Raw genomic sequence first — 24,257 nt, 5'->3', positions numbered from 1 at the left:
CCGCCGACCTTGAAGCCGGCGGAAGCCGAGCGCGTCACCGGCTTCAAGGTCGGCGGCATCAGCCCGTTCGGGCAGCGCCGTCCCGTCAAGACGGTGATCGAGCAGAGCGCGCTCGCGCAGGACCAGGTTTATCTCAACGGCGGCCAGCGCGGCCTCCAGGTGCGGCTCAAGCCGACCGATGTACGAGATGTGCTGAAGGCTGTCGCGGCCGACGTGCTCGCCTGACGGCAAGACTCATCCGGCAAACACCCGCTCGATCAGCCAATAGGTGCCCATCACGGCCGCCGCGATCGAGGCGACACGGGGCGTCAGCGTGGCGCCCCGGCCGCGCGACAGCAGCGCGAGGGCGGGCAGCGCGACGACGACGAAGATGAGCTGCCCGATCTCGACGCCGGCATTGAAGCCGACCAGTGCGCGGACCAATGCTGCACCGCTCAGATTGATCTCGCCGAGCGCGGCGGCGAATCCGAGCCCGTGCACCAGGCCAAAGCCAAAGCTCCACATCCAGCGCCGGCGGTCGGGCGCGGCCGACAGCAAATTCTCCAGCGCCACCCATATAATGGTCGCTGCGATCAGCGGCTCGATGATGCGGCCGGGAATGGTGACGAGCCCCAGCGCCGCCAGCGTCAGCGTCACGCTGTGGGCGAGCGTGAACGCGGTGACGATCTTGACCACGCTGAGAAAGCCGCGCGCCCCCGCCAGTAGCGCGAGCAGGAACAGCAGATGATCGTAGCCGGTCAAGATGTGCTCGATGCCGAGCTTGATGAAATCGAGCCAGCCGGTCTCGACCGGGCGGCTGATGTCGACGCTTTCGCCGCGCGAGGCCTCGTCGAACACGACCTGCCGCTCGCCGCCTGGGGTGCGGATGTTGGCGAGCGCCTGATAGTGCTCGCCGAGGAAGGTGCCCCAATCGTCGCTGACGGTGAGACGGCCGTGTTGGCCGCCGCAGGTGAAGTCGATCTCGACTTTTCCTCGCGCGTCATTCGCGTCACCGCCGGCGATACGCACGCCGCTGGCCTTGCAGGGCGTGCCGCCGAGGTCGATCCTGACGCTGCGCCGGGCCTGCTCCGCCACCGTCGCGGCCGCACCCTGATCGCCATTGGCGGCTGCGGTCAGCAACAGCGCCGAGCTGTTGGGAATCTCGGGCAGCGCAACCGCCAGTGCGTAGGAAACCCGGTCGCCGGCAAGGTCGATGCGGATCAGCCCCGTCGTGGTCGCATGCGCGAACAATTTCGTGCAGAACAAGACCGCGATGACGACGACCGCCCACCGCGCATTGCGCGACGGCGCCTTTCGGCGTGCTGAAAATGCCGGGGCGGAGGAGTGGCGCACTGACGAGCAATCCCGCATGACGGAATGTCCTGCCGGAGACTGTAGCATGATCCTCGCGCACGACAGCCTGCCGCGCAGTGATTGATCTCCCCGCGCGGCTGTATAGAAAGCGCAAACGACAAGAAGATGCACAGGGGAGATCCGGCATGTCTGACGCAATCGGGTTTATCGGTCTCGGAGTCATGGGTGAGCCGATCTGCCGCAACCTCATTCGCAAGAGTGGGCGCAAGGTTTTGGCCTTCGATCTCGCCGCCGGGCCGTTGGCGCGCATCGCGGCGGAAGGCGCGACGCCTGCGGGCTCCCTGACCGAGTTGGTGCAGGGCAGCGAAACGATCTTCCTGTGCCTGCCGAGCGTAAAGCACGTGCTGTCCGTCTTTGAAGGTCTCTTGCCGGCGGCCCGGAGCGGCCAGACCGTGATCGATCTCGGAACGTCAGATGTCGCGATGACCCGCGACTTCGCCGGACGCCTTGCCGAGAAAGGCGCGCTCTGGATCGACGCGCCGATCGCGCGGACCCGCCAGGCGGCGCAGGACGGCACGCTCAGCGTGATGGTCGGCGCCACACCTGAACAATTCGCCGCCATCGCGCCGCTGATCCGGCATTTTGCTACCGATGTCACGCTGTGCGGCGGCACGGGGGCGGGGCAGGTGACAAAGATCCTCAACAACATGGTGCTGTTCGAGACCGTCAATGCGCTCGCGGAGGCGGTCGCTATCGCGAGACACAGCGGCGTTGAGCCAAAACTTCTGCTGGAGACGCTGTCGAAGGGGTCGGCCGACAGCTTTGCGCTGCGCAATCACGGCCTGAAGGCGATTCTGCCGGACGAGTTTCCGTTGCGCGCGTTCTCGACCGAATATGCGCTGAAGGACCTTACCTACGCGCTTTCGCTTGGCGCACAGGCCGGCCTGAACTTGCGCGGCGCTTCACTGATCCGCGAGATCTTCGAAGAGGCGATCGGGAAGGGCATGGGCGATGCCTATTTCCCTGTCATCGCAAGACTGATCGATCCGCCGCGTTCGGCCGGTTGACCGCTACTGCTTCTGCAACAGCTTGAGCCGGCAGCGCAGTGCCTCGCGGATGTGCTCGCGCGCGAGCCGTTCCGCCTTGTCGCCGTCGCGCGCCGCGATGGCGTCGATGATGGCCTGATGCTCCCGGTGGCTGGTCGAGGGACGGCCGGTCACGGTGAAGGTGGTGGGGCCGAGCAGCGCGATCCAGTCCTGCAGTTCCCGCGAGGCGTTGTCGAGGTAACGATTGCGTGCGGCGCGGCAGATTGCTTCGTGGAATGCGCGGTTGAGTCGTGCCATCTCCGCGGCGTCGCCAGAGGCTTGCATGAACGCCTGCTCGATATCCGAGAGCGCGTCGACCTCGGGCTTTGAAGCATGCTCCGCGGCAAGCCGGGCGGCGGCACCCTCCATGATCTCGCGCATGGCGTAGAGCTCGAGCACCTCGGAAATGTCGAGATTGCGAACAACGACGCCGCGCCCGCCGGCCGGCTCGACAAAGCCGCGCGCGGCCAGCCGTCCCAGCGCTTCGCGAACCGGCGTTCGGCTCACCTTCAGCCGCTGCGCGACCTCTTCCTCGCGCAGCCGGTCGCCGGCGCGATAGGTGCCGCCCTGCAACGCCTCGCACAGCGAGCGGAACACGGCCTCGCCCAGCACCACGCCGGAGCCGCGCGCGATCGAACCGCCCGCCGTTCCACCCGTTGTACTGCCTCCCTTGGCCGGTCGTCGTGCCATTGTCGTCTCTCGCGGCAAAGCGCATCCTGCCCATGCAAAGACCACGCTTGCGCCGCAATGTATATCTTTGTATACAAATGTACGCAATTGCTTTCGGCGAGCGGAAACCTGGAATGGTTCGAATCGACAGTCGCATCGGGCAGGCGTCATGAGCGGCAAATACGACGTGCTGGTGATCGGCGGCGGCAATGCGGCGCTGTGTGCGGCGATCAGTGCGCGGCGCGGCGGTGCCTCGGTCCTCGTGCTCGAAGGCGCGCCAAAGTTCTACCGCGGCGGCAATACGCGCCACACCCGCAATATGCGCTGCGCCCATGACGCGGCGACCGAAATCCTGACCGGGCCGTATACCGAGGAAGAGTTCTGGAAGGATCTGCTGCTGGTCACCGGCGGGCAGACCGATGAAGAGCTCGCCCGCCACATGATCCGGGAGTCCAAGGACATCCTGAACTGGGTCGTGGAGCAGGGCGTGCGCTGGCAGCCCTCGCTCGGCGGCACGCTGAGCCTCGGGCGCACCAACTCCTTCTTCCTCGGCGGCGGCCGCGCGATGCTGAACGCGCTGTACCTCACGGCTGAGACGCTCGGCGTCGACATCGAATACGATGCGGAAGTCACCGACCTCGTCATCGAGGACGGCATGTTCCTCGCCGCGCGCGTCAAGCGGCCGATCGGGGGTGCGACCGAGATCCGCGCGAGTTCGCTGGTCGCCGCCGCCGGCGGTTTCGAGGCCAACATCGAATGGCTGAAGCAATATTGGGGCGAGGCCGCCGACAATTTCCTGATCCGCGGCACGCCCTATAACCGGGGCGCGATCCTGAAGATGCTGCTCGACAAGGGTGTGCAGGAGGTCGGCGATCCCACCCAGTGCCATGCGGTCGCGATCGACGCCCGCGCGCCAAAGTTCGATGGCGGCATCATCACGCGACACGATTCGGTCGTGTTCGGCATCGTCGTCAACAAGCACGCCCAACGCTTCTACGACGAGGGCGAGGACATCTGGCCGAAGCGCTATGCGATCTGGGGTCGGCTGGTCGCCGCACAGCCCGACCAGATCGCCTACATCATCTTCGACTCCACCGTGGTCACGTCCTTCATGCCGACGTTGTTCCCGCCGATCGCGGGCGCCACGGTCGCCGAGCTCGCCGGCAAGCTGACGCTCGACCCGGCCGTGCTGGAAAAGACCATCACCGATTTCAACGCCGCAGTTCGCCCCGGCACCTTCGACCACACCATTCTCGACGATTGCGTGACCGAAGGCATCACGCCGCCGAAAACGCATTGGGCGCGGCGCATCGAGACGCCGCCATACCTCGCCTATCCGGTGCGGCCGGGCATCACCTTCACCTATCTCGGCACACGCGTGAACAAAGAGGCGCGCATGCTGATGAAGGACGGCAAGCTAGCTGCCAATATGTTCGCGGCCGGCGAGATCATGGCGGGCAACGTGCTCGGCAAGGGCTATGCCGCCGGCATGGGCATGACCATCGGCAGTGTGTTTGGGCGCATCGCGGGACGGGAAGCGGCAAAGCATGCACGGAACTAGGATATTAGAGGAAACCGACCGTCTGATGACGGTCTGCAATTCCTGCCGCTACTGCGAAGGCCTCTGCGCGGTGTTTCCCGCCATGGAGATGCGCCGCGCGTTCTCCGATGGCGACCTCAACTACCTCGCAAACCTCTGCCATTCCTGCGGCGCCTGCTATGTCGACTGCCAGTTCTCGCCGCCGCACGAATTCAACGTCAACGTTCCCAAGACGCTCGCCGTCGCGCGCGCGGAATCCTACGCGGCCTATGCCTGGCCGCGGGCGCTCTCAGGCGCGTTCGCGAAGAACGGCCTCGTCATCAGCATTGTTGCCGCGCTCAGCATGGCCGCTTTCATCCTAGGCTTTGCCGCCTTCAACGATCGCGCAGCGCTGTTCGGCATCCACACCGGTCCCGGCGCGTTCTATAAATTGATGCCGCACAATGCGATGGCAGGGCTGTTTTCCGCCGCCTTCCTCTACGCGATCCTCGCGCTGGTCATGAGCGTGCGCGCGTTCTGGCGCGACATCGGCGAGCCCATTGGTGGTCGCGCCGATGGCGGCTCGATCTTCCAGGCGGTCCGCGATGCCGGCGAGCTGCGCTATCTCCATGGCGGCGGGGTCGGTTGCTACAACGAGGACGACAAGCCGACCGACCGGCGCAAGCTCTATCACCACCTGACCTTCTACGGTTTCCTGCTGTGCTTCGCCGCAACCTCGGTCGCGACCCTCTATCACTATCTGCTAGCGCGTGAGGCGCCCTATCCCTGGTGGGACCTGCCGGTCGTGCTCGGCACGCTCGGCGGCATCGGCCTCTTCATTGGCCCCATCGGCCTTTTTATGGCCAAGACGCAGCGCGCGCCTGAACTGCTCGACGACAACAGTTACGGCATGGACGTCGGCTTCATCGCCATGCTGTTCCTGACCGGCGTCACCGGGTTGGCGCTGCTGCTCCTGCGCGAGACATCAGCCATGGGTCCGCTGCTGGCGCTGCATCTCGGCGCCGTGTTCGCGCTGTTCATCACCATGCCCTATGGCAAGTTCGTCCATGGCATCTACCGTTTTGCAGCGCTCGTGCGCTATGCGCAGGAGCGGCGAAGCGAAAGCTAGGCTACACCCATAAGGATCTTGGCGAGCTCCTCGGGCCGGTTGTTCGCAACCATGTGATTGGTCGCGACCTCGTGATAGCGCCAGGCCGATGACTCCTTCGCACGTTTCGCCGCCCGCCAGAAGGCGTTGTTGCCGATATCATTCTCCGGCGCGGCCGTCGCCTTGATGTAGGTCCTGGTGAACGGAAACTGTTCCAGCGGCTGTGCCAGGAAGACGGGCTCCGTGAAGCAGCCTTGCGGATGCGTCGTCCGCCGGGCGGCCATCCAGGCGGCTTCCTCGGGATTGTCGAATTCGCGCACCGGACCGGTCACCACCCAGTCCTGGCCGAGCTCCATCTTGGGCCGCCCGTCGCGTCCGAGATGCGACCAGACGCTCTCACCGCCATTGGGGACGAAGGCATCGAGATAGACGAGGTGCGACACGCGCTCGGCGATATGCTCCAGCGCGCCGGTGACGACGAAGCCGCCATAGGAGAATCCGACCAGCACGATCTTGTCGAGATCCTCGTACAGGATGTGGTTGACGACGTCGCGGATATGCGTGCCGAGGCCGACCTGCGGGCTGGAGAGATGGATACGCTCGCCGACACCGGTGAGACACGGCGACGATACCTCGTGCCCTCCGGCGCGGAGCAGGCGCCGCACATGCCGGAAACCGTGGGCGCCGCCCCAGGCGCCGTGAACCAAGACATATGTCGACATTGAATGCTCCGATTATCCATGCGCGGGTGATCGAACCGGGCGGCTGCTAGGTCGCATCCGTCGCCTGCGCAACGTCGTTGAGTCTCAGGTCGTTGCAAGCGCACTAGAAGCGCAAATCTCGATTGCCTTACACCAAAACTGCTTGCCGCACCCGGCCGGCATCGCCGAAGACGCGCAGATAGCGCTCGATCTCCGAGGCCATACCGGTGGACTTTTCGGGATTGTCCGACAGCTTCACCGCGGGCTTGCCGTCGACCGACGACACCTTGCAGACCAGCGAGATCGGATCGAGATTGATCGAGGTATCAGGCGGGCAGCCGACGAAATCGTTGGTGAGGTTGGTGCCCCAGCCGAAGGAGAGGCGCACGCGCCCGGCGAAGTGGTGATAGGTGTCCTCGATCGAGCCGACATCCATCGCGTCGGAGAACACCAAGAGCTTGTCCCTGGGGTTGCGGCCCTTCTTCTCCCACCAGGCGATGATCTCTTCGCCGGCCTGGATCGGCGGCGCGCTGTCGGGACGAAAACCGGTCCAGTCGGCAACCCATTCAGGCGCATCGCGCAGGAAGGCCTTTGTGCCGAAGGCGTCGGGCAGCGCGATCAGGAGGTTGCCGCCATAGGTCTGGCGCCACTGGTCGAGGATGCGATAGGGCGCCCAGCGCAACTCCTCGTCGTCCTTGGCGAGAGCGGCCGCCACCATCGGCAGCTCATGCGCATTGGTGCCGATCGCTTCGAGATCGTTGTCCATCGCGAGCAGCACGTTCGATGTGCCGATGAAGGACGGGCCCAGGCCTTCCTTCACCGCTTCCACGCACCAGCGCTGCCAGAGAAAGCCGTGGCGGCGGCGGGTGCCGAAGTCGGAGAGGCGCAGACCATCAAGCGTACGCAGCCGCTCGACCTTGGTCCAGAGCTTGGCCTTGGCGCGGGCATAGAGCACGTCGAGCTCGAACCGGCCGCGGCCCTTCATCGCCGCGCGCGAGCGCAGCTCGTTGAGGATCGCGAGCGCCGGGATCTCCCACATCGTGGTGTGGGTCCAGGGTCCGTGGAAATGCAATTCGTACTGGCCGTCGACCTTGCGGAGCTCGTATTCGGGCAGCCGGAATTCGGCCAGCCAGCGGATGAAGTCGGCCGAGAACATGTGGGTCTTGCCGTAGAAGGTGTTACCGGCAAGCCAGATCAGCTCTTTCTTGGTGAAACGGATGGTGCGGGCATGGTCGAGCTGGGCGCGCAGCTCGCCCTCGTCGATGATCTCGGCAAGCCGTACATGGCGGGAGCGGTTGATGACCGAAAAGGTCACGTCCTGATCCGGGTAGAATTCCCGAATCATCTGTAACATCAAAAGCTTGTAGAAATCTGTATCGAGCAGGCTGCGGACGATCGGGTCCAGGCGCCAGCTATGATTGTAGGTTCGGCTTGCAATATCGGTCACGGTCATGGGCGAAGTTTAGCGTGGCCTTTGCGGCGCAACCAGTGGGTTTGCCGCCGGTCTGGCGGGCGTCGCCGTCAACGCCGCCGCCGACGGGATGGGGTGGTCGGGACCGGCATTTCAGGGGGGCGCGCATCGCCCTCGGGGCGTGCTTCGGTCGTAACCCGCAGGGCCAGCGTCACCGTTCGCTCGGCACTTTCGAAGCGTGCATCGGTCGCGCTCACGGCGCGCAAGAACCAGCCGTCGCGGCTTTCGCCGACCGCAAGCCGCATCGGCTCGCGGGTGGCCTCATCGAGGAAGAGCCCGAGACGCAACGTGCCGCCGGAGATGGTGCCGACCAGTTGCAGCGGCGGGCGCTCCGCGATTTGCGGCCTTGGCGCTTCCGCGGGCGCTGGCGGTGCGGTGGCGATTGCGACCGAAGGCGCGGGCGGCCGCCGCGACGCGGAGAAGATCGGACGCTCACTCGTCTCGGAGAGTGCGCCGAGCGGGATCACCCACAGTGGATTGCCGCGTGGTGCGGCGCGCGCCTCCGCACGCACGCCGAGCGCGATGGCCAATGTCAGGCTGAGGAGTGCGACGCTGTGGGTGTGCATGGGGGGCGTTGAGCAGGCCTGCCCGCAGGTGAGCGGGCAGGCGATCTGGTTACAGCGAGCGCAAGAAGTTCAGGATCGCCTGCTTGTCGGCGACCTGAAGATCGTTGAAGGCCTTGACCACCGCGTTGGCCTCGGAGCCGTCTGAGCGATGCGCGCGGATCGCCTCGAGCAGATCGCCGGTGCGGCCGTCATGCAGGAAGAACAGCCGCTGCCCGACGCCCCAGAGCGGCGTGGAGCGGAATTCGCGCGGACCGGCTTGACCCTGGCTGACGCCGTCGGCTAGCCCTGCGCCCATGTCGTGCAGCATCAGGTCGGAGTAGAGGTTGACCGGCCGGTTCTGCAGCACGGCGCTGTTCATCGCCGGCGCGGTCTGCATCGTCGGCGTGTGGCACAGCGCACACCCGATATCGCTGAACAATTGCTTGCCGCGGAGCACGCTCTGGCTCGGGTTCGGCGCCGGCTGCGGACCATCGGTGAAACGCATCAGCAGGCTGAACTGCATCCAGTCCGCCAGGATGTGCACGGGATTGTAGAACGACTGGTTCTCCTTGTCGTCGGAGTCCATCCGCGTCACGTCGTTCGGCGCCGGCTTGCCGGAGCCGTTGCAGTTCGGGTCTTCCTCCGTCGCGGTCGGGAACAGCTCGTTGGAGATGCCCATCTCGACATTGTAGGCCTCGCCCGCAAACATCGTCAGCGACTTGTTCTGCGCCTTCCAGCCGAAGCGGGTGATGGTCCCGTCATTGCCGCTGCGATTGGGCCGGCCGGCGATGCCGAGCGCTGCGCGCTGGCTCTGGGTTGCGGCATGCCGCGCAAGGATCTCGCGATCCTGGATCGAGTCGATCAGGCCGAGGCCGGTCATCTGCAGGGGAATGCGGAACGCGACGTTGTTCTGCTGCACTTGTTTCTCGAAATTCGGCTGGGCGAGCGAGCAGTTCGGAATGGTCGTGTCGTTGCTCATGCCGCGTACGGTCCAGAGCTGGTGCACACCGCCGTCCGGGATCAGCGCGCCCTTGCTGTCGCGCAGGAAATCGCCATTGGCGTCGACCTTGTAGATGAAGCGCACCTCGCGCATCGGGCCGTATTGCTGCTGGAAGCTCGGCACGATGTTCCTGCGGCCGAAGCGGTGCGGGATCAGGTCGAATTGTGGGTTCTCCGGCGGCCGCGCGCCGGCCGGCCCGAACCGCGCAAGATCCATCGGGTTGGGTACGAGGAATCCGCCGGAGCCGCCGAGCGTCGGCTGGAAGTGACAGCCAAAACACTGGTCGGCATTGTGGCGTGCGCCGAGCCCGTTGGAGTTGGTGGTGAACTGGGGGAAGGTTGGATCGAGCTCGCGCAATCCGTTCCTCGGATTTCTGAAGACCGGCGTACCCTCGGTCACCATCGCGCATTCGTCGCAGGTGGATTCGAGTTGGCCGGCGCGCAAGATGCCTTCCTGGAACGAGCGCTTCTCGTTGTCGCTGATGCCGACATCGCCGTTCGGGCTGATGACCGGCGGTTGCGGAATCCGGATCCCCTGGGCCTGCAGCCCGCCGGCGGTGCTTTGGATGCCGCCGCGCACGCCGGGATCGCGTTGCGCGAAGGCCTCTTGGACGAATTCTTGGGCGAACATGAGCGTGATGGTCGCAGCCAGTAAAGAACGAAAGCAAGACAGGGGCATGGTGATGATCCCTTGAAAGATGTTTGCAAATCGTCGGGCGAAGCGCGGCAATCGCGCCGATCGCACGCAGCCTCCGTTGTTGCGGGTTGGGCGATCCCAGCACGGAGAAAAATCCCCGCCGTCGTGACAAGGGCGGACCGGCGGTCGCCGGTGTGCTGGAGATCACAGCCCCGAACGTGTCGTTCTCGAAAGCCGCATCCTGAAGCGCCGGCGCACGCCTGTATTCATTCGTTTGAATGAGTGAAGTTCATTTTCGGGATTTTTTCGGCGCCGCTTAAGGCCTTCCGAGTGCGCCCTGCGCTACCGTTCGAACAGGGAGCCGGTCATGAACCAGAACGCTGGGTTGCGCGAGTTGACGGGCAGCCACATAGCAGAACCGCGGCTGCAATTCGCCCTCGAGATGCCCGCGCTGGTCGACATCCAGGCGCAACGGGCCGGCATGCTGTCGGCAGCGCTCGATTTGCTCAGCATCGGCGTGATCCTGGTCGACGGCGCATCGCGGATCGTTCACGCCAATGCGGCAGGCAAGGAGCTGCTCCGCGTCAGCAATGCCATCCGCTGCGACCGCGGCACGCTCGCCTGTCGCGATATCAGGGCAACCGCCGAACTCATGCGCGCCGTCGCGGATGCCGCGAAGGGCGATGCCAGACGGCCCGCAACGGTCCTGCCGATCGCGCGGACGGACGGCGGCGACCTCGTGGCCTCAGTCCTGCCGCTGGGCCCGCCCGCCCGCGGTGACCGCGCCGCCTGCGCGCGGGCATCGGTCGCCGTCTTCCTGCAGCCGCTCGGCGAGGCCACGCTGTTTCCACGCGAGCTGTTCGCGAAGCGCTTCGACGTCTCGCCGGCCGAATGCCGCGTGCTGGAGCTGCTCACCGAGGGCATGACGTTGCGGGAAACGGCTGCCGAACTCGGCATTTCCGAGTCGACGGCGCGCACGCATTTGCAAAAATTGCTGCAAAAGACCGGCACCGGCCGCCAGGCGGCGCTGATCCGGCTTGCGGTGACGGCCGTGGCTCCCGTCCAACAATGTCGTCGAAAACAACCCCATGCACAGTAGAAGGCGCCGGCAGGCCCCACGGCCCGGCAACGCGGCGCAACCGTCTGACGCGTCGATCAAATCGAAAGCGGAGGCGCCGCTACGCGCCGCCCCTGCGCGCATGACCAATTGCCTCCGAAAGCACCTCGCGGTCGCCGATATGGTTCGCAAGAAGCAGAATCAGCCGCGCATTCATGCGCAGCGCCTGCTCCTCGTCGAGATCGCGCTGGCTGTCGATCAGCTCGGCATAGAAGCCGTCGGGATCGGCAATGTTCGGCGAGGTGTTCAGCATCATGCCGCAATCTCCCTGTGGCGGGCCGGCGCGTGGTGGCCGCTCGCGCGCAACAGCGCGTCCGCAATCCTGGCCAAGTCGAACTCCGTCCACCGCGCCGCGACGTACTGGTCGGGCCGGAACAAATAGGTGGTGCCGGCCGATGCGCCGTAACGCTCCGCGAGGATGCCTGTGGGATCGTCGATGTCGCGCCCGACCTGGATGATGCGGGCGGTGAGCGGGCCGGAGGTCAACTGCGTCCGGCCGGTGGCGGGGCCGAAGGTCACGACGGTGAAGCCGTCGCCGAGGCAGTTGAGGAACCAGCCGGGCTTGCCTGCGATCTCGATCGGCGCGTCGGCTGCATTGGTGCCCGGGCGCATTGGGCCTGCGACCATGTCGTCGATCGCCGTGCTGAGGGGCGAGGCGACGTAAGGCGTCGGCATCGACAGCCGGCCGCTGTTGACGAGCGTGCGGGCAAAGCCGTGGTCCTGGGCGAGCTCCAGCACGGCGTCGCGGAAATGCCGGCTCACTTTGGTCTTGGGCGTGATGAAGTCGGTGGCGCGGGTCGAGTTCAGGAGGTTGTCGTCGGCGGCAAAGGCCCGCTCGTCGTGATAGCTGTCGATCAGCGTTTCCGGCGCTTCGCCGCGCAGCACCAGCGCGAGCTTCCAGGCCAGATTATCGATGTCCTGGATGCCGGTATTGGCGCCGCGCGCGCCGAACGGCGACACCTGATGGGCCGCGTCGCCGGCGAACAGCACCCGTCCATGGCGGAAGCGGTCGATGCGGCGGCAGGCGAACTGGTAGATCGAGACCCATTCGAGCTCGAACGGGACATCGTCGCCAAGCATCGCCTTGATGCGCGGGATGACGCGCTCGGGCTTCTTCTCCTCGTCGGGATCTGCATCCCAGCCGAGCTGGAAGTCGATGCGCCAGATGTTGTCGGCCTGCCGGTGCAGCAGCACAGACTGGCCGGCATGGAACGGTGGATCGAACCAGAACCAGCGCTCGGTCGGAAACTCCGCCTTCATGGCAACATCGGCAATTAGGAAGCGGTCCTGGAAATACTGGCCCGTGAACTCGGCCCCGACCAGCTTGCGCGTATCGGAATTGGCGCCGTCGCAGGCGATCACCCATTGCGCCTCCATGGTGAAGACGCCGTCGGGCGTTTCCACCGTGAGAACGGCGTGGTCTTCCCTTTGTACAATGCGGATCAGCCGGTGCTTCCAGCGCAGATCGATCAGCGGATTGGCCTCGCACCGTGTGACCAAAATCTCCTCCAGATGATATTGCTGGAGGTTGATCATGGCCGGCATCTTGTGGTCGGGCTCGGGCAGCAGATCGAACTGATAGGAGAGCTGGTCGCGGAAGAACACTTTTCCGATGCGCCAGCTCACGCCGCGTGCGACCATCGGTGCGGCACAATGCAGGCGGTCCCAGATCTCCAGCGGCCGCTTGGCGTAGCAGACCGCGCGCGAGCCGATGCTGACGGTGTCGTTGTCGTCGAGCACCACCACGCTCTGGCCGCGCGCCGCGCAGTCGAGTGCGGCGGTCAGGCCAATCGGGCCGGCACCGATCACCACGATCGGATGCCGGCGCACCAGGCTCTCAGCCTGCTCCTGCGAGCGCCGATAGGCGAATTTTGGATAGACGTAGGTCATGTCGGTATCTCCGCGAGCCCTGCCCGAAATCAGCGTGCGTCCGCAAACTCCTTCTCGTGCATCCAGGCGGTGTGGCGCGGCGGGCGCTTGGTGCGCGACCATTCCTCGACCATGTCGTGGGCAACGGATTTCATGCGTTGGATCTGGTCCGGCGTTGCGGTCCAGGCGGCGATCTCGAGGCGGTGGCCGTTCGGGTCGCGAAAGTAGATCGACTTGAAGATGGTGTGGTCGGTGATACCGACGACGTCGAGGCCGGCAGCCTCCGCGCGCGCCTTGGCCTCTTCGAGCTCGGCGAGGTCCTTGACCTGGAAGGCGATGTGCTGGGTCCAGTCCGGCGTGTTGGGGTCGCGACCCATCGGCGGCGAGTTCGGCAGCTCGAAGAAGGCGAGAATGTTGCCGTTCCCCGCATCGAGGAAGATGTGCATGTAGGGATCGGGCGCCTTGGTCGAGGGCACCTTATCCTCGGCGATGGCGCCGAGCAGGTCCATGTCCAAAACCTTCTTGTAGAAATCGACGGTGGCCTTGGCGTCGACGCAGCGATAGGCGACGTGGTGGATCTTCTCGATCTTCATGGCGTTCCGGGCTCCCTGGGCACGTGGTCATGGCGTGCCGTTGCCAAATTAGTATCAAATGTTACTATCCGCCGGATTTGATCTCGATCAATCGGACGGGAAGAATCTTGCCGGTGGCAGCGTGGGACGGATTGGCATGGCGGGACGTACGAACGAGGCGCGGAGCCTTGCCGCGAAGGGCGGTTCGGAAGGCGAGGGGGCGGTGCTCGACCTGCAGCGCTATTTTCCCTATCGGCTGGCCCGGCTCGCCGAGCAGGTGTCCCTGGCGGTGGCCGAGGTCTATTCCGAGCGCTTCGCGCTGACGCGGCAGGAATGGCGCGTGCTCGCGCTGCTGGGGGGGCGATCGGAGATCGCGACCAAGCAGGTCGGGCCGCTCACGACACTCGACAAGATGCAGGTCAGCCGCGCCATGCAGGGCCTGGAGGCGCGCGGCATCGTGACCCGCAAATCCGATCCCGACGACCGGCGCGGGCTCATCGTCTCGCTGACGCCGACGGGACGCGCGCTGTACCGCAAGATCGTGCCGTTCGCGCTGGCGCGGGAAACGAAGCTGCTGAGCGTGCTGACGGCGGAGGAGGCCGAGGTGCTCGACCGTGCGATGCGCAAATTATCGGCTGAACTGGGCTGAGGTCGCAGGCTCATGGATTAGTCGCGGCCGCTTTGCGGTCTGGAGGAGGATGGCATCGCCATGGTCTGCTCCCGATGAGACTTGATCTGGCTCCGTCTGTTCTTCCCACGAACATCCGTCGAATAGGTGATGGGAGACGACTGCCTCGGCTTGTTTCGGCCAACAACGCCACCGCTGCCTTGCAGAGATCGCGACATTCGGCGTCGGCTGTACATTGACCAAGATCAATTCATGCCAAGCGCAGTCATACAAACTGGAATATCGGCAACGGCGGCGCACACTCGGGCATTTCAATGGCACACAAACAAATCCTGTTCCATTCGGCGGCACGCGAGAAGATCCTGCGTGGTGCTTCCCTCCTCGCAGACGCGGTGCGCGTTACACTTGGCCCGAAGTCGAAATCTGTTCTGATTCAGAAGGGATGGGGAACGCCGATCGTCTGCAACGATGGCGTCACCATCGCGAAGGAGTTCGATCTTAGGGATCCCGAGGAGAATCTTGGCGCCCAGGTCCTTCGTCAGGCCGCCGAGAAGACAGGCGACGTGGTCGGAGACGGCACCAGCACCTCGACGATACTTGCGCATGCCATTCTGTCGGACGGAGTTCGCAACGTCGTTGCCGGCGCGAGCGCAATCGACCTGAAGCGTGGTCTGGATCGAGGCACACAGGCCGCCATCGCGGCGCTGCGCGCCATGGCAAAGCCGGTGAAGACCAGGGCCGAGAAGGCGCAGGTTGCGACGATTTCGGCACACAACGATACGTCCATCGGTGAACTGGTCGCCGACGCCATTGAAAAGGTCGGCGGCGATGGCGTGATCTCGGTCGAAGAATCCAAAACGACGGAGACGTTTCTGGACGTCGTCGAAGGAATGAAGTTCGATCGCGGTTTCCTGTCGCCCTATTTCGTCACAGATGCGGACCGTATGGAAGCTGTGTTACAGGACCCCTACGTTCTCCTCTGCGACCACAAGATCGGCGCGTTGCGCGACCTCGTGCCTCTGCTCGAGCAGGTTGCCAAGAGTGGCCGGTCGCTCCTGATCATCGCGGAAGACATCGAAGGCGAAGCTTTGGCGACGCTTATCGTCAACCAGCTTCGCGGCGTGCTGAAGGCCTGCGCGGTCAAGGCGCCCGGGTTCGGCGATCGGCGCAAGGCCATGCTGGAGGACATCGCAATTTTGACCGGCGCGCAGGTCATCTCCGAAGAGATTGGCTTGAAGCTGGAAAGTGCCACTCTGCAACAGCTTGGCCGTGCCGCGCGGGTGGTTGCCGACAAGGAGAACACCACCCTGATCGGAAGCGGCGGCGACCGTTCGCGCATTGACGCGCGGCTGGCGCAGATTCGGGTCGAAATCGAGAAGACCACCAGTGACTACGACCGGGAAAAGCTCGGGGAACGCCTGGCCAAGCTATCTGGCGGCGTCGCCGTGATCCGGGTCGGAGCGCCGACCGAAGCCGAGATGAAAGCCAAGAAGGAAGCCCTCGACGATGCCATCAGCTCGACCAAAGCGGCCGTTGCGGAGGGCATCGTACCAGGCGGCGGACTCGCGCTGCTTCGAACCGTGGCCGCAGTGACCGGGGAAGAAGGGATTTGCGAGGGTGACGAACGGACCGGTGTGCAAATTCTAAGGCGCGCACTTGAAGCTCCGGCACGTCAGATTGCGGAGAATTCCGCTACCGATGGCGGGGTTGTGGTTGCGCGGATGCTGAGCAGCGAAGGCAGCGTAGGCTTCGATGCTGCCCGCAAGGTCTATGTCGATCTCGTGGAAGCCGGCATTGTCGATCCAGTGAAGGTCGTGCGGATCGCACTTGAGAATGCCGTTTCGGTTGCCAGCGTGCTGCTCCTGACGGAAGCGACGATGACGGAGATTCCGGACTCGAAGCGCGAGCGGGCGCCCGAGCACGACCTGGCGATTTAGCCGCAGCGGCTTTCTGCTTCGGCTCCTTACCGCCAAGGATCGGGGTGAGAGGCACGGGAGTTCGGATGCCTTATCGATCGAACAGCGATCTTCCGCCTGGCGTGCGGCACCACCTGCCGTCTCATGCCCTCGACATCTATCGGGAGGCATTCAACCATTCCTTTGCCTCGCATACGGGGGAGCTTCGACAAGAAGAAATCGCGCATCGAACAGCATGGGCCGCCGTGAAGCGCTCCTATGTGAAACGTGGCGACCAGTGGGTACCGAAGTGGCCGGATGCTTAGAGGCGCGACGCTCGCCCGCCTCGCAGTCGAAATGGCTAGGTGAATTGCAACAACACGAGTGGCGCGTGATGCGCAGAAAGCCGGCCGGATCGAGTTCCAGTGCCATTCGACCGTCTTGGGCGGTAGGCCGACCGCCTTCCTGAACCATTCGCGAGCAAGCCGCGCTGCTTGATCCGGGTCAATCCAAGCGGCCCGCGATCGGGCAGGATACGAAAATCCTGGATACGGAGGCTTGTCATGCATGCACGAGACGTGATGGTGTCGCCAGTGGTCACGGTTGGACCAAACACAACCGTCCGCCAGGTCGCGCAGATCCTGTTGGAACGCCGGATCAGTGCTGTGCCGGTCGTCGATGCGGACAACAAGGTGCTCGGAATCGTGAGCGAAGGCGATCTGCTCCACAGGGCCGAGAGCGGGACCGAACGCTCCCCCTCGTGGTGGTTGCGCCTGCTGACCGGCGATGCCCAGCTTGCGACTGAATACGTCAAGTCGCACTCGATCAAGGTGCAGGACATCATGACGCGGGACGTCGCTACCACCTCACCCGAGACGCCTCTGCACGAGGTCGCCATGCTTCTCGAACAGCGCCAGATCAAACGCCTTCCTATCGTCAACAAGGAAGGCCAGATCGTCGGAATCGTCAGCCGGGCCAACCTGCTCCAAGCCATCGCGAGTGCCAGACCAAGGCTTGAGATTTCGCTTCCGGATTCAGTCATCAGGAAGAGGTTCTTCGAGGAGCTCAGGAAGCAGCCCTGGGCTCATACGTTCAATGTGAACGCGATCGTGCAGAATGGCGTGGTCGACATCTGGGGTTTCGCGCCGTCGGTCGCCGAACGCACGGCCATTCGCGTTGCCGCCGAAGCGATACCCGGCGTGGTGACCGTGAATGACCATCTGCTCGAAACACCGGCCTTCGTCTACTGACCCGAGCGGAGACCGGGCCGGAGGTCCTCAATACCCCGTTCTGGCAGATGCGGAAGCTGGAGCCGTCCGATAACACCAGAGGCGGAGTTCACCCAGAGCTGCGATTCGTTGCAGTGGCGAGAGATCTGCTTTCCAGAGATCGAGTTAAAACAATCGAGTTCAAACAATTCTGCCGGGAGCGACGTTCAGTGCAAAAGAGGCCGGCACACCGAATTCGGCTTCGCCAATGACGCGAAGGCACATCGGCCGTCCTAATTTGGCAATGTCTGTCGGGTACCCGACAGACATTGGAATCCTTGCGTCTTAGGCTCTCGTCCAGGAGACCGGTCATGGAGCGCTACATTCACAATGAAAATATCCGCCGATACCGGCGACTTCTGGAGGAAGAGACGAACGAGGATAAGCGGGCGCTCATCCGACAGCTTTTAGCCGAAGAAGAAGCCAGAGACGTGCCCGCAACTCCGGGTGGGACTCAGGACAATCCAAAGCGACAATAACCCATCGAGGATAGGGCGGAGCCCGTCTCTCGCTGTCCACATGGAATCCCGCCGTGGCCCCTCCGGACGAAGTTTGCCTCTGTGAGGTTGCGTTAGTTGGTAGACGATCTCTTCCTCTTCGTCGCAGCAGCCCCAGGTGCGCGCCATGACCTTCTGGACGTACAGGAACATTCCATATTCGTTGAGGCCAGAAGCCAATAGCTCCGATTGGAGATGGACGGTAGACCTTGGCGAGGGGGCTTACCAAACCGGGGCCTCTTCGTCCAAGCTGGCGGCTCTCGAACGGGCATTCCAAACAATTGATTTGATGCCATGCATGCCCAGTCTGGAAATTCCGCAGCTTCTTGGTTCTCCACGCCCGATTATTTGTGGCCTAGCAACTGGCAGTACTGTTGCTTAATCGTTTCGTAGCACTCGCAGGCGCCTTCGCGCAGACCTTCAACATCAAGTATTTCAATTTTTCCGCGAGCGTACTTGACCATCCCCGCTTCCTGAAGCGTGCGCGCCACGGTTGTCACGCTCGTGCGCTGGACGCCCAGCATTTCAGCAAGAAATTCCTGCGTGAACGGAAGATGATCGCTTTCGGATAAATCACGGGCGCGCAAGAGCCAGCGGCAAAGCCGGGCATCAATTTCATGATTTGCCATGCAAGCGGTTGATTGCTGTGCTTGCGCGAATAAAGTCTGCTCGTGTCGCATCACCGTTGAAATCAGGCTCTCTGATTGCAAGGCAGCGCCCCTGAACGCAGCCGGGTCACAGACCATCGCATCGCCGCCCAATTGTACAACGGCACGGCACATTGCGATTTTCCCGTCTAATGCAGACGCGAGGCCAACAGCGCCATCCCTGCCCACCATTGCGGCTTCAGTCATTTCCCCGCTCGCCAGCGATACAACGAGAGAAACGACGGCACTTACTGGGAAGTAAACGGCTTCGATCTTATCGCCGGTCTCATACAGCACGGTTTTTTGCGGAAGATGAGTGGCCTTAAGATGTGGTCGCAGGGCGGCTGCATCGCTCGCCGATAGCGCTGCGAGTATGGCGTTGGAATGCAACATCATGCGCTCCCGTTCGAGAAGGCGGGAGTGCAGAGAACTCTCAGTTGCCAACGCCCAAGCACCAATCGGCAATGACTTACCTTAACACAGGCATCCCCAAGCTTTTGTCGGATACTCGACTTAGCGGAAGTCGATTTGCTCCTTGCGGGGCTCGGCTTTTGCTGCTGCAGCAACTGGTTTGGGTGCGTGTTTGCTCTAAAGTTGCCTACCGCCAGTTGGCGATCTCACCCTTCGGCAGGAAAGGTCGCGGATGGTCGGGACAAGCCCGGCCATGACGATGCGGAAACGTCTGCGCGCGAACTCTCCAGGGTGATATGCGATTGCCCTGCGTCGGGGGCGCGGGTTATCGGGCCTCGGCGACCTTCGGTCCTGATGACAGAATCTGCGCGTTCGTTGCCGAGGGCCGGTTCGACGGCGAAGCGGTTGCCGGAAGCACGATCACTTTCGCGCCGACTTTCACCCGCTCGTAGAGATCCACGACGTCCTCATTGGTCAGCCGGATGCAGCCGGAGGAGACCCGCTTGCCGATCGTGTCGGGCTTGTTGGTGCCGTGAATTCGATATTCGGTCTCGCCGAGATACATCGCGCGGGCGCCGAGCGGGTTGCCGGGGCCGCCTGCCATGAACCGCGGCAGATAGGGCTGACGCGAGACCATCTCCACAGGCGGATGCCAATCCGGCCATTCGGCCTTGCGGGCCACGGTCTGCTCCCCGGACCATGTAAAGCCTTCGCGGCCGACGCCGATGCCGTAGCGCAGCGCCTGCGTGTCGTTCAGCACGAGATAAAGGAATGTGTTCTTGGTATCGATGATCACGGTGCCCGGCGTCTGGCGGCTTGCATAGTCGACCACCTGCCGGACCAATGCGCCGGGGCCCTCAGCGGCTTTCGGCGGTTCGACCAGAGGCGCTGGCGCCTGGGTGGGAGCCGGAGGTGGCGCTGATGCATGAACCGGAGGCGCCACGTAAACCGGCGTTGACGATGCCTTGGCTTGGACTTGAGCTTGGGGCGCGGACGGCTTCTGCACGCTCGCCGGGCCGGACAGGAGGCCATATCCCAATGCGGCGACGGCCACGGCGCCAATTGCAACCCGCGCGGCCATTGGTATTGCGAGCGCCTCTGCCTTTCGACGTTTGGCGCGCTTAGCCATATCTCTTTCCCCGGATCGCCATGCGAGAGAAGAGGTACAGCAGCAAAATTTAAGAAACTTCGAAGCGATTTTCGCTCGGGGCCGGAACCGTTGGCGTTGGTTAACGCCTATTGTTTCCCCGGTTCGGCGGGGGCTGCGGCGGCGGCCATGTATTTCGCCTGGAATTCAGCAACCCGCGCGCGCCACATGCCGACGAACGCCTCCGATGTCAGCTTGTCGACCGATTTCCACGCACGCTTGACGTCTGGAAGAGTATTTCGCCAGATCGCGCGCTTGCACCACTTCTCGCCTTTTTCCTTGCCTTCGCCGGTGGCGCACATGGATTTCCAGGCGATGCGATCCGGTCGGCTGATGTGCTCGGCGGCACCTTCCCATCCCTGTTGATGGATCAGGTAAAGATCGCTCAAGGTCGGCTTCCGATGCGTCACCCACTCGAACAGAATGCCTTCGGTAATGACCTTGTAGGCCGCCGCAACGGCATTGTCGCGGGGACTGCGAATCTGCCCGGCGCCGAACTTGCCGAACTCGTATTCGCTCAACTGGAACAGGCCGATATACGACCCGGTGCGTTGCTTGGGATCGAAGCCGGACTCGATCTTGGCAACCGCTTTCATGAAATTGGCATCGAGACCGAACGCATCGGATGCGCGCTTGATTTCCTCGACCGGCGTTCCGATCGGAATGTCCTTGAAGGACCTCAGGACAACGTCCGCCGGCTTCTCGGCCGGCGGCAGCTCGGACCAGACGTAGTAGATCAGATACTGGAAATCCTGGGCCGCCGGCGCTGACGTGGAAGGACCGTCCGACTTCGGGGCAACAACGGATGCATCGCCCGCTGGCGCCACGACTTCATGGGGGCTGATCGCCGCCAGCTTCATGGTCGATTCGTCGGCGACCTCAGTTCGGGCGATCGGCGGCTCCGCAGGCGTCGCAGTCGCTGAAGCAGACCCTTGTGCGAGCACTGTTGTAAATCGCGCGGCGAGTTCCGGCGCGATGGCGGCGAATGCATCCGCAGGGGGCGTCCTGGCTTGTATAACCGCTGCCGGCGTTGCGGTCGGCTCGGCCACGGGTGGCGTGTCTTCGCCGAACTGAAGGATCATCACCGCAAATGCGACCGCACCCACGATGCCGACGACCTGGACCGCTTTCATTCCCCAACCCCTCAGTTGGTTCCAACGGTGCACGCATGTGCCCAGCGATCCAGACTGAGTCCGGCATGTTAAGATTTCATTAGGAACGACGACTTGTCGGTTCACTTATCGGCAGCGCTGTTTGCCGATCGGGCGCCGCCGAGCCATCTGCCAAGGGCGGCGGTCGCGACGACAGCCAGCAGCAAGGGCGGCACGGCGAAGATCGCGAGATAGGCCTGGCCAGCATCGCGGGCACCGCTCAAGATTGCGGCGCCCCAGATGCCATGCACCATGGCGACCAGCGCGAACGCCATCGTGGCGACGAGACCGCCGAAGCTGCCGGTCGCATAGGCGGCCCCGAACGACCACGCGAGCATGACGAGATAGAGCCCGATCCCGACCTTGTCCGAGCCATGCGTCACGAGGAGCAGGACAAAGGCTGTTGCCGCGAAGGCGATGCCGCCGGCGTGCACGATTGTCGTCCGCTCCTTACCCAGGCGTCGCGCCTCCGTTCCGATCAGGTGCACGTAGAAGCTGCCGGCGAGCGCCAATAACCCGCCGGTGATGCCGTCGAAACCCAATCCGTAGAGCGCGCCCGACAAGGGACCGTCGACTGACAGGCGAGAGAAGTACACGGCGCCCCATGCGCCGAAGCCGAGGGCGGAAAGGCCTGCCGCGATCAGGTGGGAACGGGTCCACATGAACAGGACGGCGCCTGCCAGCAGCGGAAAGAGCGGCTCGACGACAACGACGTAGAGCAGGTCGAGAAGGGGCAATGACGAGTCCGATCCGCCCTGAGGCTGCGCCTGCGCCTGCGTGCAAGCCAGCGCGAGGAGCAGGAAGGCGAGAGGTGCGAGGCCCCTCACGAAATCGCGTCGCTTCACCGAATTCTCCAAGCTCAAGCCCGTCCCCATGCCCATCGTATCGCGCTTACTCCGCGCCATGAATCTGCTCGCGAAACGCGCTCGGCGACAGCCCTGTCGCCGAGGCATAGACTCGGCTGAAATAGGCGGGATCCTCGAAACCGAGCGCGTAGGCGATCGTCGAGACCGGCAGGTTGGTATAGACGAGGTTGCGCCTGGCCTCGCGGATCAGACGGTTGAGGATGAGGTGCGAGGCGGTGTCGCCGGTTGCCGCGCGCGTGATCCGGTTGAGATGCGTCGGCGTCACCGACAGCGCATCCGCGTAGTCGGCGACGCTCCAGCGTGCCAGATGATTCTCTTCCAGCAACGCCTCGAAGCGGCGGAACAGGTCGGATTCCGCCGTGCCGCCGCCATGGGTCTCCGCGGCGAGCGCGCGCGCCACGAGCCCGATCACCGCGGCCGACAGCGCGCGCAACAGATGCGCGCGGCCGAAATTCCGCGCGGCGTGCTCGGCAAAGATCTGCTTCATGGTGGCGCGGATCTGCGGCGTGCCGCGCAGCACGGCGGATTGCGACAGCACCGCGCGCAGGCCCTCCGAGGCGAGCAGCACCTCGTCGAGAATTTCGGCGGCGATGGTCAGCACCCAGCCCTGCGTGCCCGGGATGAAGCGGAAGCCGTGGACGTGGCCGACCGGCACGTTGACGATCTGCCCCGGCTTCAAGGTGTGAATTTGGCCGTCCAGCGTCGCCTCGCCGCCGCCGCGCTCGACCAGCAGCACCTGGTGCAACCGGGCGTGGCGGTGCACGGCCAGCTTCCAGTCGTGCAGGACCGAGCGGGACGCGATCGTCTCGCAGTGCACCACGTCCGGCAGGTCGCCGGACTCCCCAAAGAGGTTGAAGACCTGGATGGACGATTTCGACTGTGGGGTTCCCATGTTCGAATTGTACAAGACAAAGGCCGATCCCTCCATCGGCTTGCGGGGGCTTTCCTGCGACAAGTTCGCAAACAGCGGGAGGAGATCGCCATGAAAGTTCAGGTTTGCATCATCGGCGGCGGGCCGTCGGGGCTCTTGCTGTCCCAGCTTCTGCACCTCAAGGGCATCGACACCATCGTGCTCGAAAAATACAGCCGCGACCACGTGCTGGCCCGCATCCGCGCCGGCGTGCTCGAGCACGGCTTTGCAAAGCTGATGCGCGAGGCCGAGTGCGGCGAGCGGATGGACCGCGAGGGCGAGATCCATGACGGGTTCGAGATCGCCCATGACGGCGTGCTCGACCGCGTCGACCTCCATAAATATTCCGGCGGCAATTCGGTGCTCGTCTACGGCCAGACCGAGATCACCCGCGACCTGTACGAGGCACGCGACCGGGCCGGCGGCAAGGTCGTGCACAATGCCGAGGACGTCACGCCGTTCGACCTCAAGTCGGACAAGCCTTACGTCACCTATCGGCACAATGGCGAGACCACCCGCGTCGACTGCGACTACATCGTCGGCGCCGACGGCTTTCACGGCGTCAGCCGCAAGTCGATCCCGAAGGACGTGCTGCGCGAATACGAAAAGGTCTATCCGTTCGGCTGGCTCGGCGTGCTGTCGCGCACAAAACCGGTCAATCCGGAGCTGATCTATGTCAAGCACGAGCGCGGCTTTGCGCTGTGCTCGATGCGCTCGCAGGTCTTGAGCCGCTATTACGTCCAGGTGCCGCTCACCGACAAGGTCGAGGACTGGTCGGACGATGCGTTCTGGGCCGAGCTGAAGCGCCGCCTGCCGGAGCAGGTCGCCAGCCGCCTGATCACGGGACCCTCGATCGAGAAGAGCATCGCGCCCTTGCGCTCCTTCGTGGCCGAGCCGATGAGCTATGGCCGGCTGTTCCTCGCCGGCGATGCCGCCCACATCGTGCCGCCGACCGGCGCGCGCGGGCTGAACAGCGCGGCGTCCGACATCTACTACCTCTATCACGCGATGCTCGCGCATTATCACAAGGGCGACGATTCCGGCCTCGCGGGCTATTCCGCCAAGGCGCTGGCGCGGATCTGGAAGGCGCAGCGCTTCTCCTGGTGGATGACCATGATGCTGCACCGCTTCCCCGACCGGCTCGAATATGAGGACCGGCTGCAGCAGACCGAGTTGTCCTATCTGTTCTCCTCCGAGGCAGCGCAGCGCATGCTCGCGGAGAACTATGTCGGGCTGCCGTTCTAAAGCGGTC

At 64.0% G+C, this 24,257-nt stretch carries 25 protein-coding genes and 1 pseudogene; 11 read left to right on the top strand and 15 right to left on the bottom strand.

What is annotated here, in order from left to right; genetic code table 11:
* Positions 1-225 (top strand): YbaK/EbsC family protein (locus tag C2U70_RS12785; protein WP_283810371.1); only part of this gene is annotated, 225 nt, incomplete at its 5' end.
* Between the two features lie 9 nt (positions 226-234).
* On the opposite strand, the gene C2U70_RS12780 is transcribed toward C2U70_RS12785, so the two are convergent.
* Positions 235-1,332: a HupE/UreJ family protein gene (locus tag C2U70_RS12780; protein ID WP_186294216.1), complete on the bottom strand. Its 1,098-nt coding sequence runs from the start codon at positions 1,330-1,332 to the stop codon at positions 235-237.
* Between the two features lie 146 nt (positions 1,333-1,478).
* Between C2U70_RS12780 and C2U70_RS12775 the strand changes: the two genes are divergently transcribed.
* A complete protein-coding gene (locus C2U70_RS12775) occupies positions 1,479-2,360 on the top strand; it encodes an NAD(P)-dependent oxidoreductase (protein WP_140978371.1) in 882 nt (293 codons plus the stop codon).
* Positions 2,361-2,363: 3 nt separating this feature from the next.
* On the opposite strand, the gene C2U70_RS12770 is transcribed toward C2U70_RS12775, so the two are convergent.
* Positions 2,364-3,068 (bottom strand): GntR family transcriptional regulator, encoded by a 705-nt coding sequence (locus C2U70_RS12770; protein ID WP_140978370.1) that lies wholly within the window; start codon positions 3,066-3,068, stop codon positions 2,364-2,366.
* A 148-nt stretch (positions 3,069-3,216) separates the two neighbouring features.
* Between C2U70_RS12770 and tcuA the strand changes: the two genes are divergently transcribed.
* Positions 3,217-4,608: an FAD-dependent tricarballylate dehydrogenase TcuA gene (gene tcuA, locus C2U70_RS12765; protein ID WP_140978369.1), complete on the top strand. Its 1,392-nt coding sequence runs from the start codon at positions 3,217-3,219 to the stop codon at positions 4,606-4,608.
* Positions 4,595-5,695 (top strand): tricarballylate utilization 4Fe-4S protein TcuB, encoded by a 1,101-nt coding sequence (gene tcuB / locus C2U70_RS12760; protein ID WP_140978368.1) that lies wholly within the window; start codon positions 4,595-4,597, stop codon positions 5,693-5,695. Before tcuA ends, tcuB begins: the two co-directional genes overlap by 14 nt.
* Here the strand turns inward: tcuB and C2U70_RS12755 are convergent.
* From C2U70_RS12755 to C2U70_RS12740, 4 genes are all read right to left on the bottom strand, one after another.
* Positions 5,692-6,396, bottom strand: a complete 705-nt coding sequence (locus tag C2U70_RS12755) for an alpha/beta hydrolase (RefSeq protein WP_140978367.1) — start codon at positions 6,394-6,396, stop codon at positions 5,692-5,694. The genes tcuB and C2U70_RS12755 overlap by 4 nt on opposite strands.
* A gap of 127 nt (positions 6,397-6,523) precedes the next feature.
* Complete coding sequence (gene pncB / locus C2U70_RS12750) at positions 6,524-7,828, bottom strand: nicotinate phosphoribosyltransferase (RefSeq protein WP_140978366.1); 1,305 nt, start codon at positions 7,826-7,828, stop codon at positions 6,524-6,526.
* A 68-nt stretch (positions 7,829-7,896) separates the two neighbouring features.
* On the bottom strand, positions 7,897-8,412 hold the full coding sequence (locus C2U70_RS12745) for a general secretion pathway protein GspN (protein ID WP_140978365.1): 516 nt from the start codon (positions 8,410-8,412) through the stop codon (positions 7,897-7,899).
* 49 nt (positions 8,413-8,461) lie between these two features.
* Entirely contained in the window at positions 8,462-10,021 is a 1,560-nt protein-coding gene (locus tag C2U70_RS12740) for a di-heme oxidoredictase family protein (RefSeq protein WP_140978364.1), read from the bottom strand.
* Between the two features lie 373 nt (positions 10,022-10,394).
* On the opposite strand from C2U70_RS12740, the gene C2U70_RS12735 reads away from it, so the two are divergent.
* On the top strand, positions 10,395-11,126 hold the full coding sequence (locus tag C2U70_RS12735) for a helix-turn-helix transcriptional regulator (protein WP_140978363.1): 732 nt from the start codon (positions 10,395-10,397) through the stop codon (positions 11,124-11,126).
* Positions 11,127-11,205: 79 nt separating this feature from the next.
* Here the strand turns inward: C2U70_RS12735 and C2U70_RS12730 are convergent, their stop codons facing one another.
* Genes C2U70_RS12730 through C2U70_RS12720 form a run of 3 tightly spaced genes read right to left on the bottom strand, consistent with a single transcriptional unit; the run spans position 11,206 to position 13,606 of the window.
* Entirely contained in the window at positions 11,206-11,400 is a 195-nt protein-coding gene (locus C2U70_RS12730; protein WP_140978362.1) for a DUF2783 domain-containing protein, read from the bottom strand.
* Positions 11,397-13,034, bottom strand: a complete 1,638-nt coding sequence (locus C2U70_RS12725) for an FAD-dependent oxidoreductase (RefSeq protein WP_140978361.1) — start codon at positions 13,032-13,034, stop codon at positions 11,397-11,399. Before C2U70_RS12725 ends, C2U70_RS12730 begins: the two co-directional genes overlap by 4 nt.
* Positions 13,035-13,063: 29 nt before the next feature.
* Positions 13,064-13,606 (bottom strand): VOC family protein, encoded by a 543-nt coding sequence (locus C2U70_RS12720; protein WP_140978360.1) that lies wholly within the window; start codon positions 13,604-13,606, stop codon positions 13,064-13,066.
* Positions 13,607-13,742: 136 nt separating this feature from the next.
* On the opposite strand from C2U70_RS12720, the gene C2U70_RS12715 reads away from it, so the two are divergent.
* From C2U70_RS12715 to C2U70_RS12700, 4 genes are all read left to right on the top strand, one after another.
* A complete protein-coding gene (locus C2U70_RS12715; RefSeq protein WP_140978359.1) occupies positions 13,743-14,234 on the top strand; it encodes a MarR family winged helix-turn-helix transcriptional regulator in 492 nt (163 codons plus the stop codon).
* A 293-nt stretch (positions 14,235-14,527) separates the two neighbouring features.
* Positions 14,528-16,150 carry a chaperonin GroEL gene (groL, locus tag C2U70_RS12710; protein WP_140978358.1) on the top strand — a complete coding sequence of 541 codons (1,623 nt, stop codon included), beginning with the start codon at positions 14,528-14,530 and terminating at the stop codon, positions 16,148-16,150.
* A 65-nt stretch (positions 16,151-16,215) separates the two neighbouring features.
* Complete coding sequence (locus C2U70_RS12705) at positions 16,216-16,434, top strand: ChaB family protein (protein ID WP_140978357.1); 219 nt, start codon at positions 16,216-16,218, stop codon at positions 16,432-16,434.
* A 237-nt stretch (positions 16,435-16,671) separates the two neighbouring features.
* Positions 16,672-17,358 carry a CBS domain-containing protein gene (locus tag C2U70_RS12700; RefSeq protein WP_140978356.1) on the top strand — a complete coding sequence of 229 codons (687 nt, stop codon included), beginning with the start codon at positions 16,672-16,674 and terminating at the stop codon, positions 17,356-17,358.
* 27 nt (positions 17,359-17,385) lie between these two features.
* On the opposite strand, the pseudogene C2U70_RS33865 reads toward C2U70_RS12700, so the two are convergent.
* Positions 17,386-17,592 (bottom strand): annotated as a pseudogene (locus C2U70_RS33865) (hypothetical protein); the annotation flags it as partial.
* A 95-nt stretch (positions 17,593-17,687) separates the two neighbouring features.
* On the opposite strand from C2U70_RS33865, the gene C2U70_RS32985 reads away from it, so the two are divergent.
* Complete coding sequence (locus tag C2U70_RS32985) at positions 17,688-17,855, top strand: hypothetical protein (RefSeq protein ID WP_186294215.1); 168 nt, start codon at positions 17,688-17,690, stop codon at positions 17,853-17,855.
* A 362-nt stretch (positions 17,856-18,217) separates the two neighbouring features.
* Here the strand turns inward: C2U70_RS32985 and C2U70_RS12695 are convergent, their stop codons facing one another.
* The 5 genes from C2U70_RS12695 to C2U70_RS12675 all read right to left on the bottom strand — a co-directional run bounded on the left by C2U70_RS12695 (position 18,218) and on the right by C2U70_RS12675 (position 23,023).
* The gene (locus C2U70_RS12695) at positions 18,218-18,913 is read right to left on the bottom strand and encodes a Crp/Fnr family transcriptional regulator (RefSeq protein ID WP_140978355.1); all 696 of its coding nucleotides are present in this window, start codon (positions 18,911-18,913) and stop codon (positions 18,218-18,220) included.
* Positions 18,914-19,256: 343 nt separating this feature from the next.
* Positions 19,257-20,060, bottom strand: a complete 804-nt coding sequence (locus C2U70_RS12690; RefSeq protein WP_140978354.1) for a L,D-transpeptidase — start codon at positions 20,058-20,060, stop codon at positions 19,257-19,259.
* A 107-nt stretch (positions 20,061-20,167) separates the two neighbouring features.
* The gene (locus tag C2U70_RS12685; RefSeq protein ID WP_246666739.1) at positions 20,168-21,316 is read right to left on the bottom strand and encodes a transglycosylase; all 1,149 of its coding nucleotides are present in this window, start codon (positions 21,314-21,316) and stop codon (positions 20,168-20,170) included.
* Positions 21,313-22,074 (bottom strand): hypothetical protein, encoded by a 762-nt coding sequence (locus C2U70_RS12680; RefSeq protein ID WP_140978353.1) that lies wholly within the window; start codon positions 22,072-22,074, stop codon positions 21,313-21,315. Before C2U70_RS12680 ends, C2U70_RS12685 begins: the two co-directional genes overlap by 4 nt.
* 46 nt (positions 22,075-22,120) lie before the next feature.
* Positions 22,121-23,023: a helix-turn-helix domain-containing protein gene (locus tag C2U70_RS12675; RefSeq protein ID WP_140978352.1), complete on the bottom strand. Its 903-nt coding sequence runs from the start codon at positions 23,021-23,023 to the stop codon at positions 22,121-22,123.
* Positions 23,024-23,077: 54 nt separating this feature from the next.
* On the opposite strand from C2U70_RS12675, the gene pobA reads away from it, so the two are divergent.
* Positions 23,078-24,250, top strand: a complete 1,173-nt coding sequence (gene pobA, locus C2U70_RS12670; protein ID WP_140978351.1) for a 4-hydroxybenzoate 3-monooxygenase — start codon at positions 23,078-23,080, stop codon at positions 24,248-24,250.
* The last annotated feature ends 7 nt before the right edge of the window (positions 24,251-24,257 follow it).

The sequence above is a fragment of the Bradyrhizobium guangdongense genome (assembly GCF_006483445.1).
Classification (GTDB): Bacteria; Pseudomonadota; Alphaproteobacteria; order Rhizobiales; family Xanthobacteraceae; genus Bradyrhizobium; species Bradyrhizobium guangdongense_A.
This window is presented reverse-complemented; position numbering and strand designations above follow the sequence as displayed.

Bases quoted from the DNA above. Each gene is read 5' to 3' on its own strand.
- C2U70_RS12675 (WP_140978352.1), bottom strand. From the start codon at position 23,023: ATGGAGGGATCGGCCTTTGTCTTGTACAATTCGAACATGGGAACCCCA.
- C2U70_RS12690 (WP_140978354.1), bottom strand. From the start codon at position 20,060: ATGGCTAAGCGCGCCAAACGTCGAAAGGCAGAGGCGCTCGCAATACCA.
- C2U70_RS12770 (WP_140978370.1), bottom strand. From the start codon at position 3,068: ATGGCACGACGACCGGCCAAGGGAGGCAGTACAACGGGTGGAACGGCG.
- C2U70_RS12745 (WP_140978365.1), bottom strand. From the start codon at position 8,412: ATGCACACCCACAGCGTCGCACTCCTCAGCCTGACATTGGCCATCGCG.
- pobA (WP_140978351.1), top strand. From the start codon at position 23,078: ATGAAAGTTCAGGTTTGCATCATCGGCGGCGGGCCGTCGGGGCTCTTG.
- C2U70_RS12715 (WP_140978359.1), top strand. From the start codon at position 13,743: ATGGCGGGACGTACGAACGAGGCGCGGAGCCTTGCCGCGAAGGGCGGT.
- C2U70_RS12740 (WP_140978364.1), bottom strand. From the start codon at position 10,021: ATGTTCGCCCAAGAATTCGTCCAAGAGGCCTTCGCGCAACGCGATCCC.
- C2U70_RS12775 (WP_140978371.1), top strand. From the start codon at position 1,479: ATGTCTGACGCAATCGGGTTTATCGGTCTCGGAGTCATGGGTGAGCCG.
- C2U70_RS32985 (WP_186294215.1), top strand. From the start codon at position 17,688: ATGGAGCGCTACATTCACAATGAAAATATCCGCCGATACCGGCGACTT.
- C2U70_RS12735 (WP_140978363.1), top strand. From the start codon at position 10,395: ATGAACCAGAACGCTGGGTTGCGCGAGTTGACGGGCAGCCACATAGCA.
- tcuA (WP_140978369.1), top strand. From the start codon at position 3,217: ATGAGCGGCAAATACGACGTGCTGGTGATCGGCGGCGGCAATGCGGCG.
- C2U70_RS12705 (WP_140978357.1), top strand. From the start codon at position 16,216: ATGCCTTATCGATCGAACAGCGATCTTCCGCCTGGCGTGCGGCACCAC.
- C2U70_RS12755 (WP_140978367.1), bottom strand. From the start codon at position 6,396: ATGTCGACATATGTCTTGGTTCACGGCGCCTGGGGCGGCGCCCACGGT.
- C2U70_RS12700 (WP_140978356.1), top strand. From the start codon at position 16,672: ATGCATGCACGAGACGTGATGGTGTCGCCAGTGGTCACGGTTGGACCA.
- tcuB (WP_140978368.1), top strand. From the start codon at position 4,595: ATGCACGGAACTAGGATATTAGAGGAAACCGACCGTCTGATGACGGTC.
- pncB (WP_140978366.1), bottom strand. From the start codon at position 7,828: ATGACCGTGACCGATATTGCAAGCCGAACCTACAATCATAGCTGGCGC.
- C2U70_RS12695 (WP_140978355.1), bottom strand. From the start codon at position 18,913: ATGTTGCATTCCAACGCCATACTCGCAGCGCTATCGGCGAGCGATGCA.
- C2U70_RS12730 (WP_140978362.1), bottom strand. From the start codon at position 11,400: ATGATGCTGAACACCTCGCCGAACATTGCCGATCCCGACGGCTTCTAT.
- C2U70_RS12720 (WP_140978360.1), bottom strand. From the start codon at position 13,606: ATGAAGATCGAGAAGATCCACCACGTCGCCTATCGCTGCGTCGACGCC.
- C2U70_RS12725 (WP_140978361.1), bottom strand. From the start codon at position 13,034: ATGACCTACGTCTATCCAAAATTCGCCTATCGGCGCTCGCAGGAGCAG.
- groL (WP_140978358.1), top strand. From the start codon at position 14,528: ATGGCACACAAACAAATCCTGTTCCATTCGGCGGCACGCGAGAAGATC.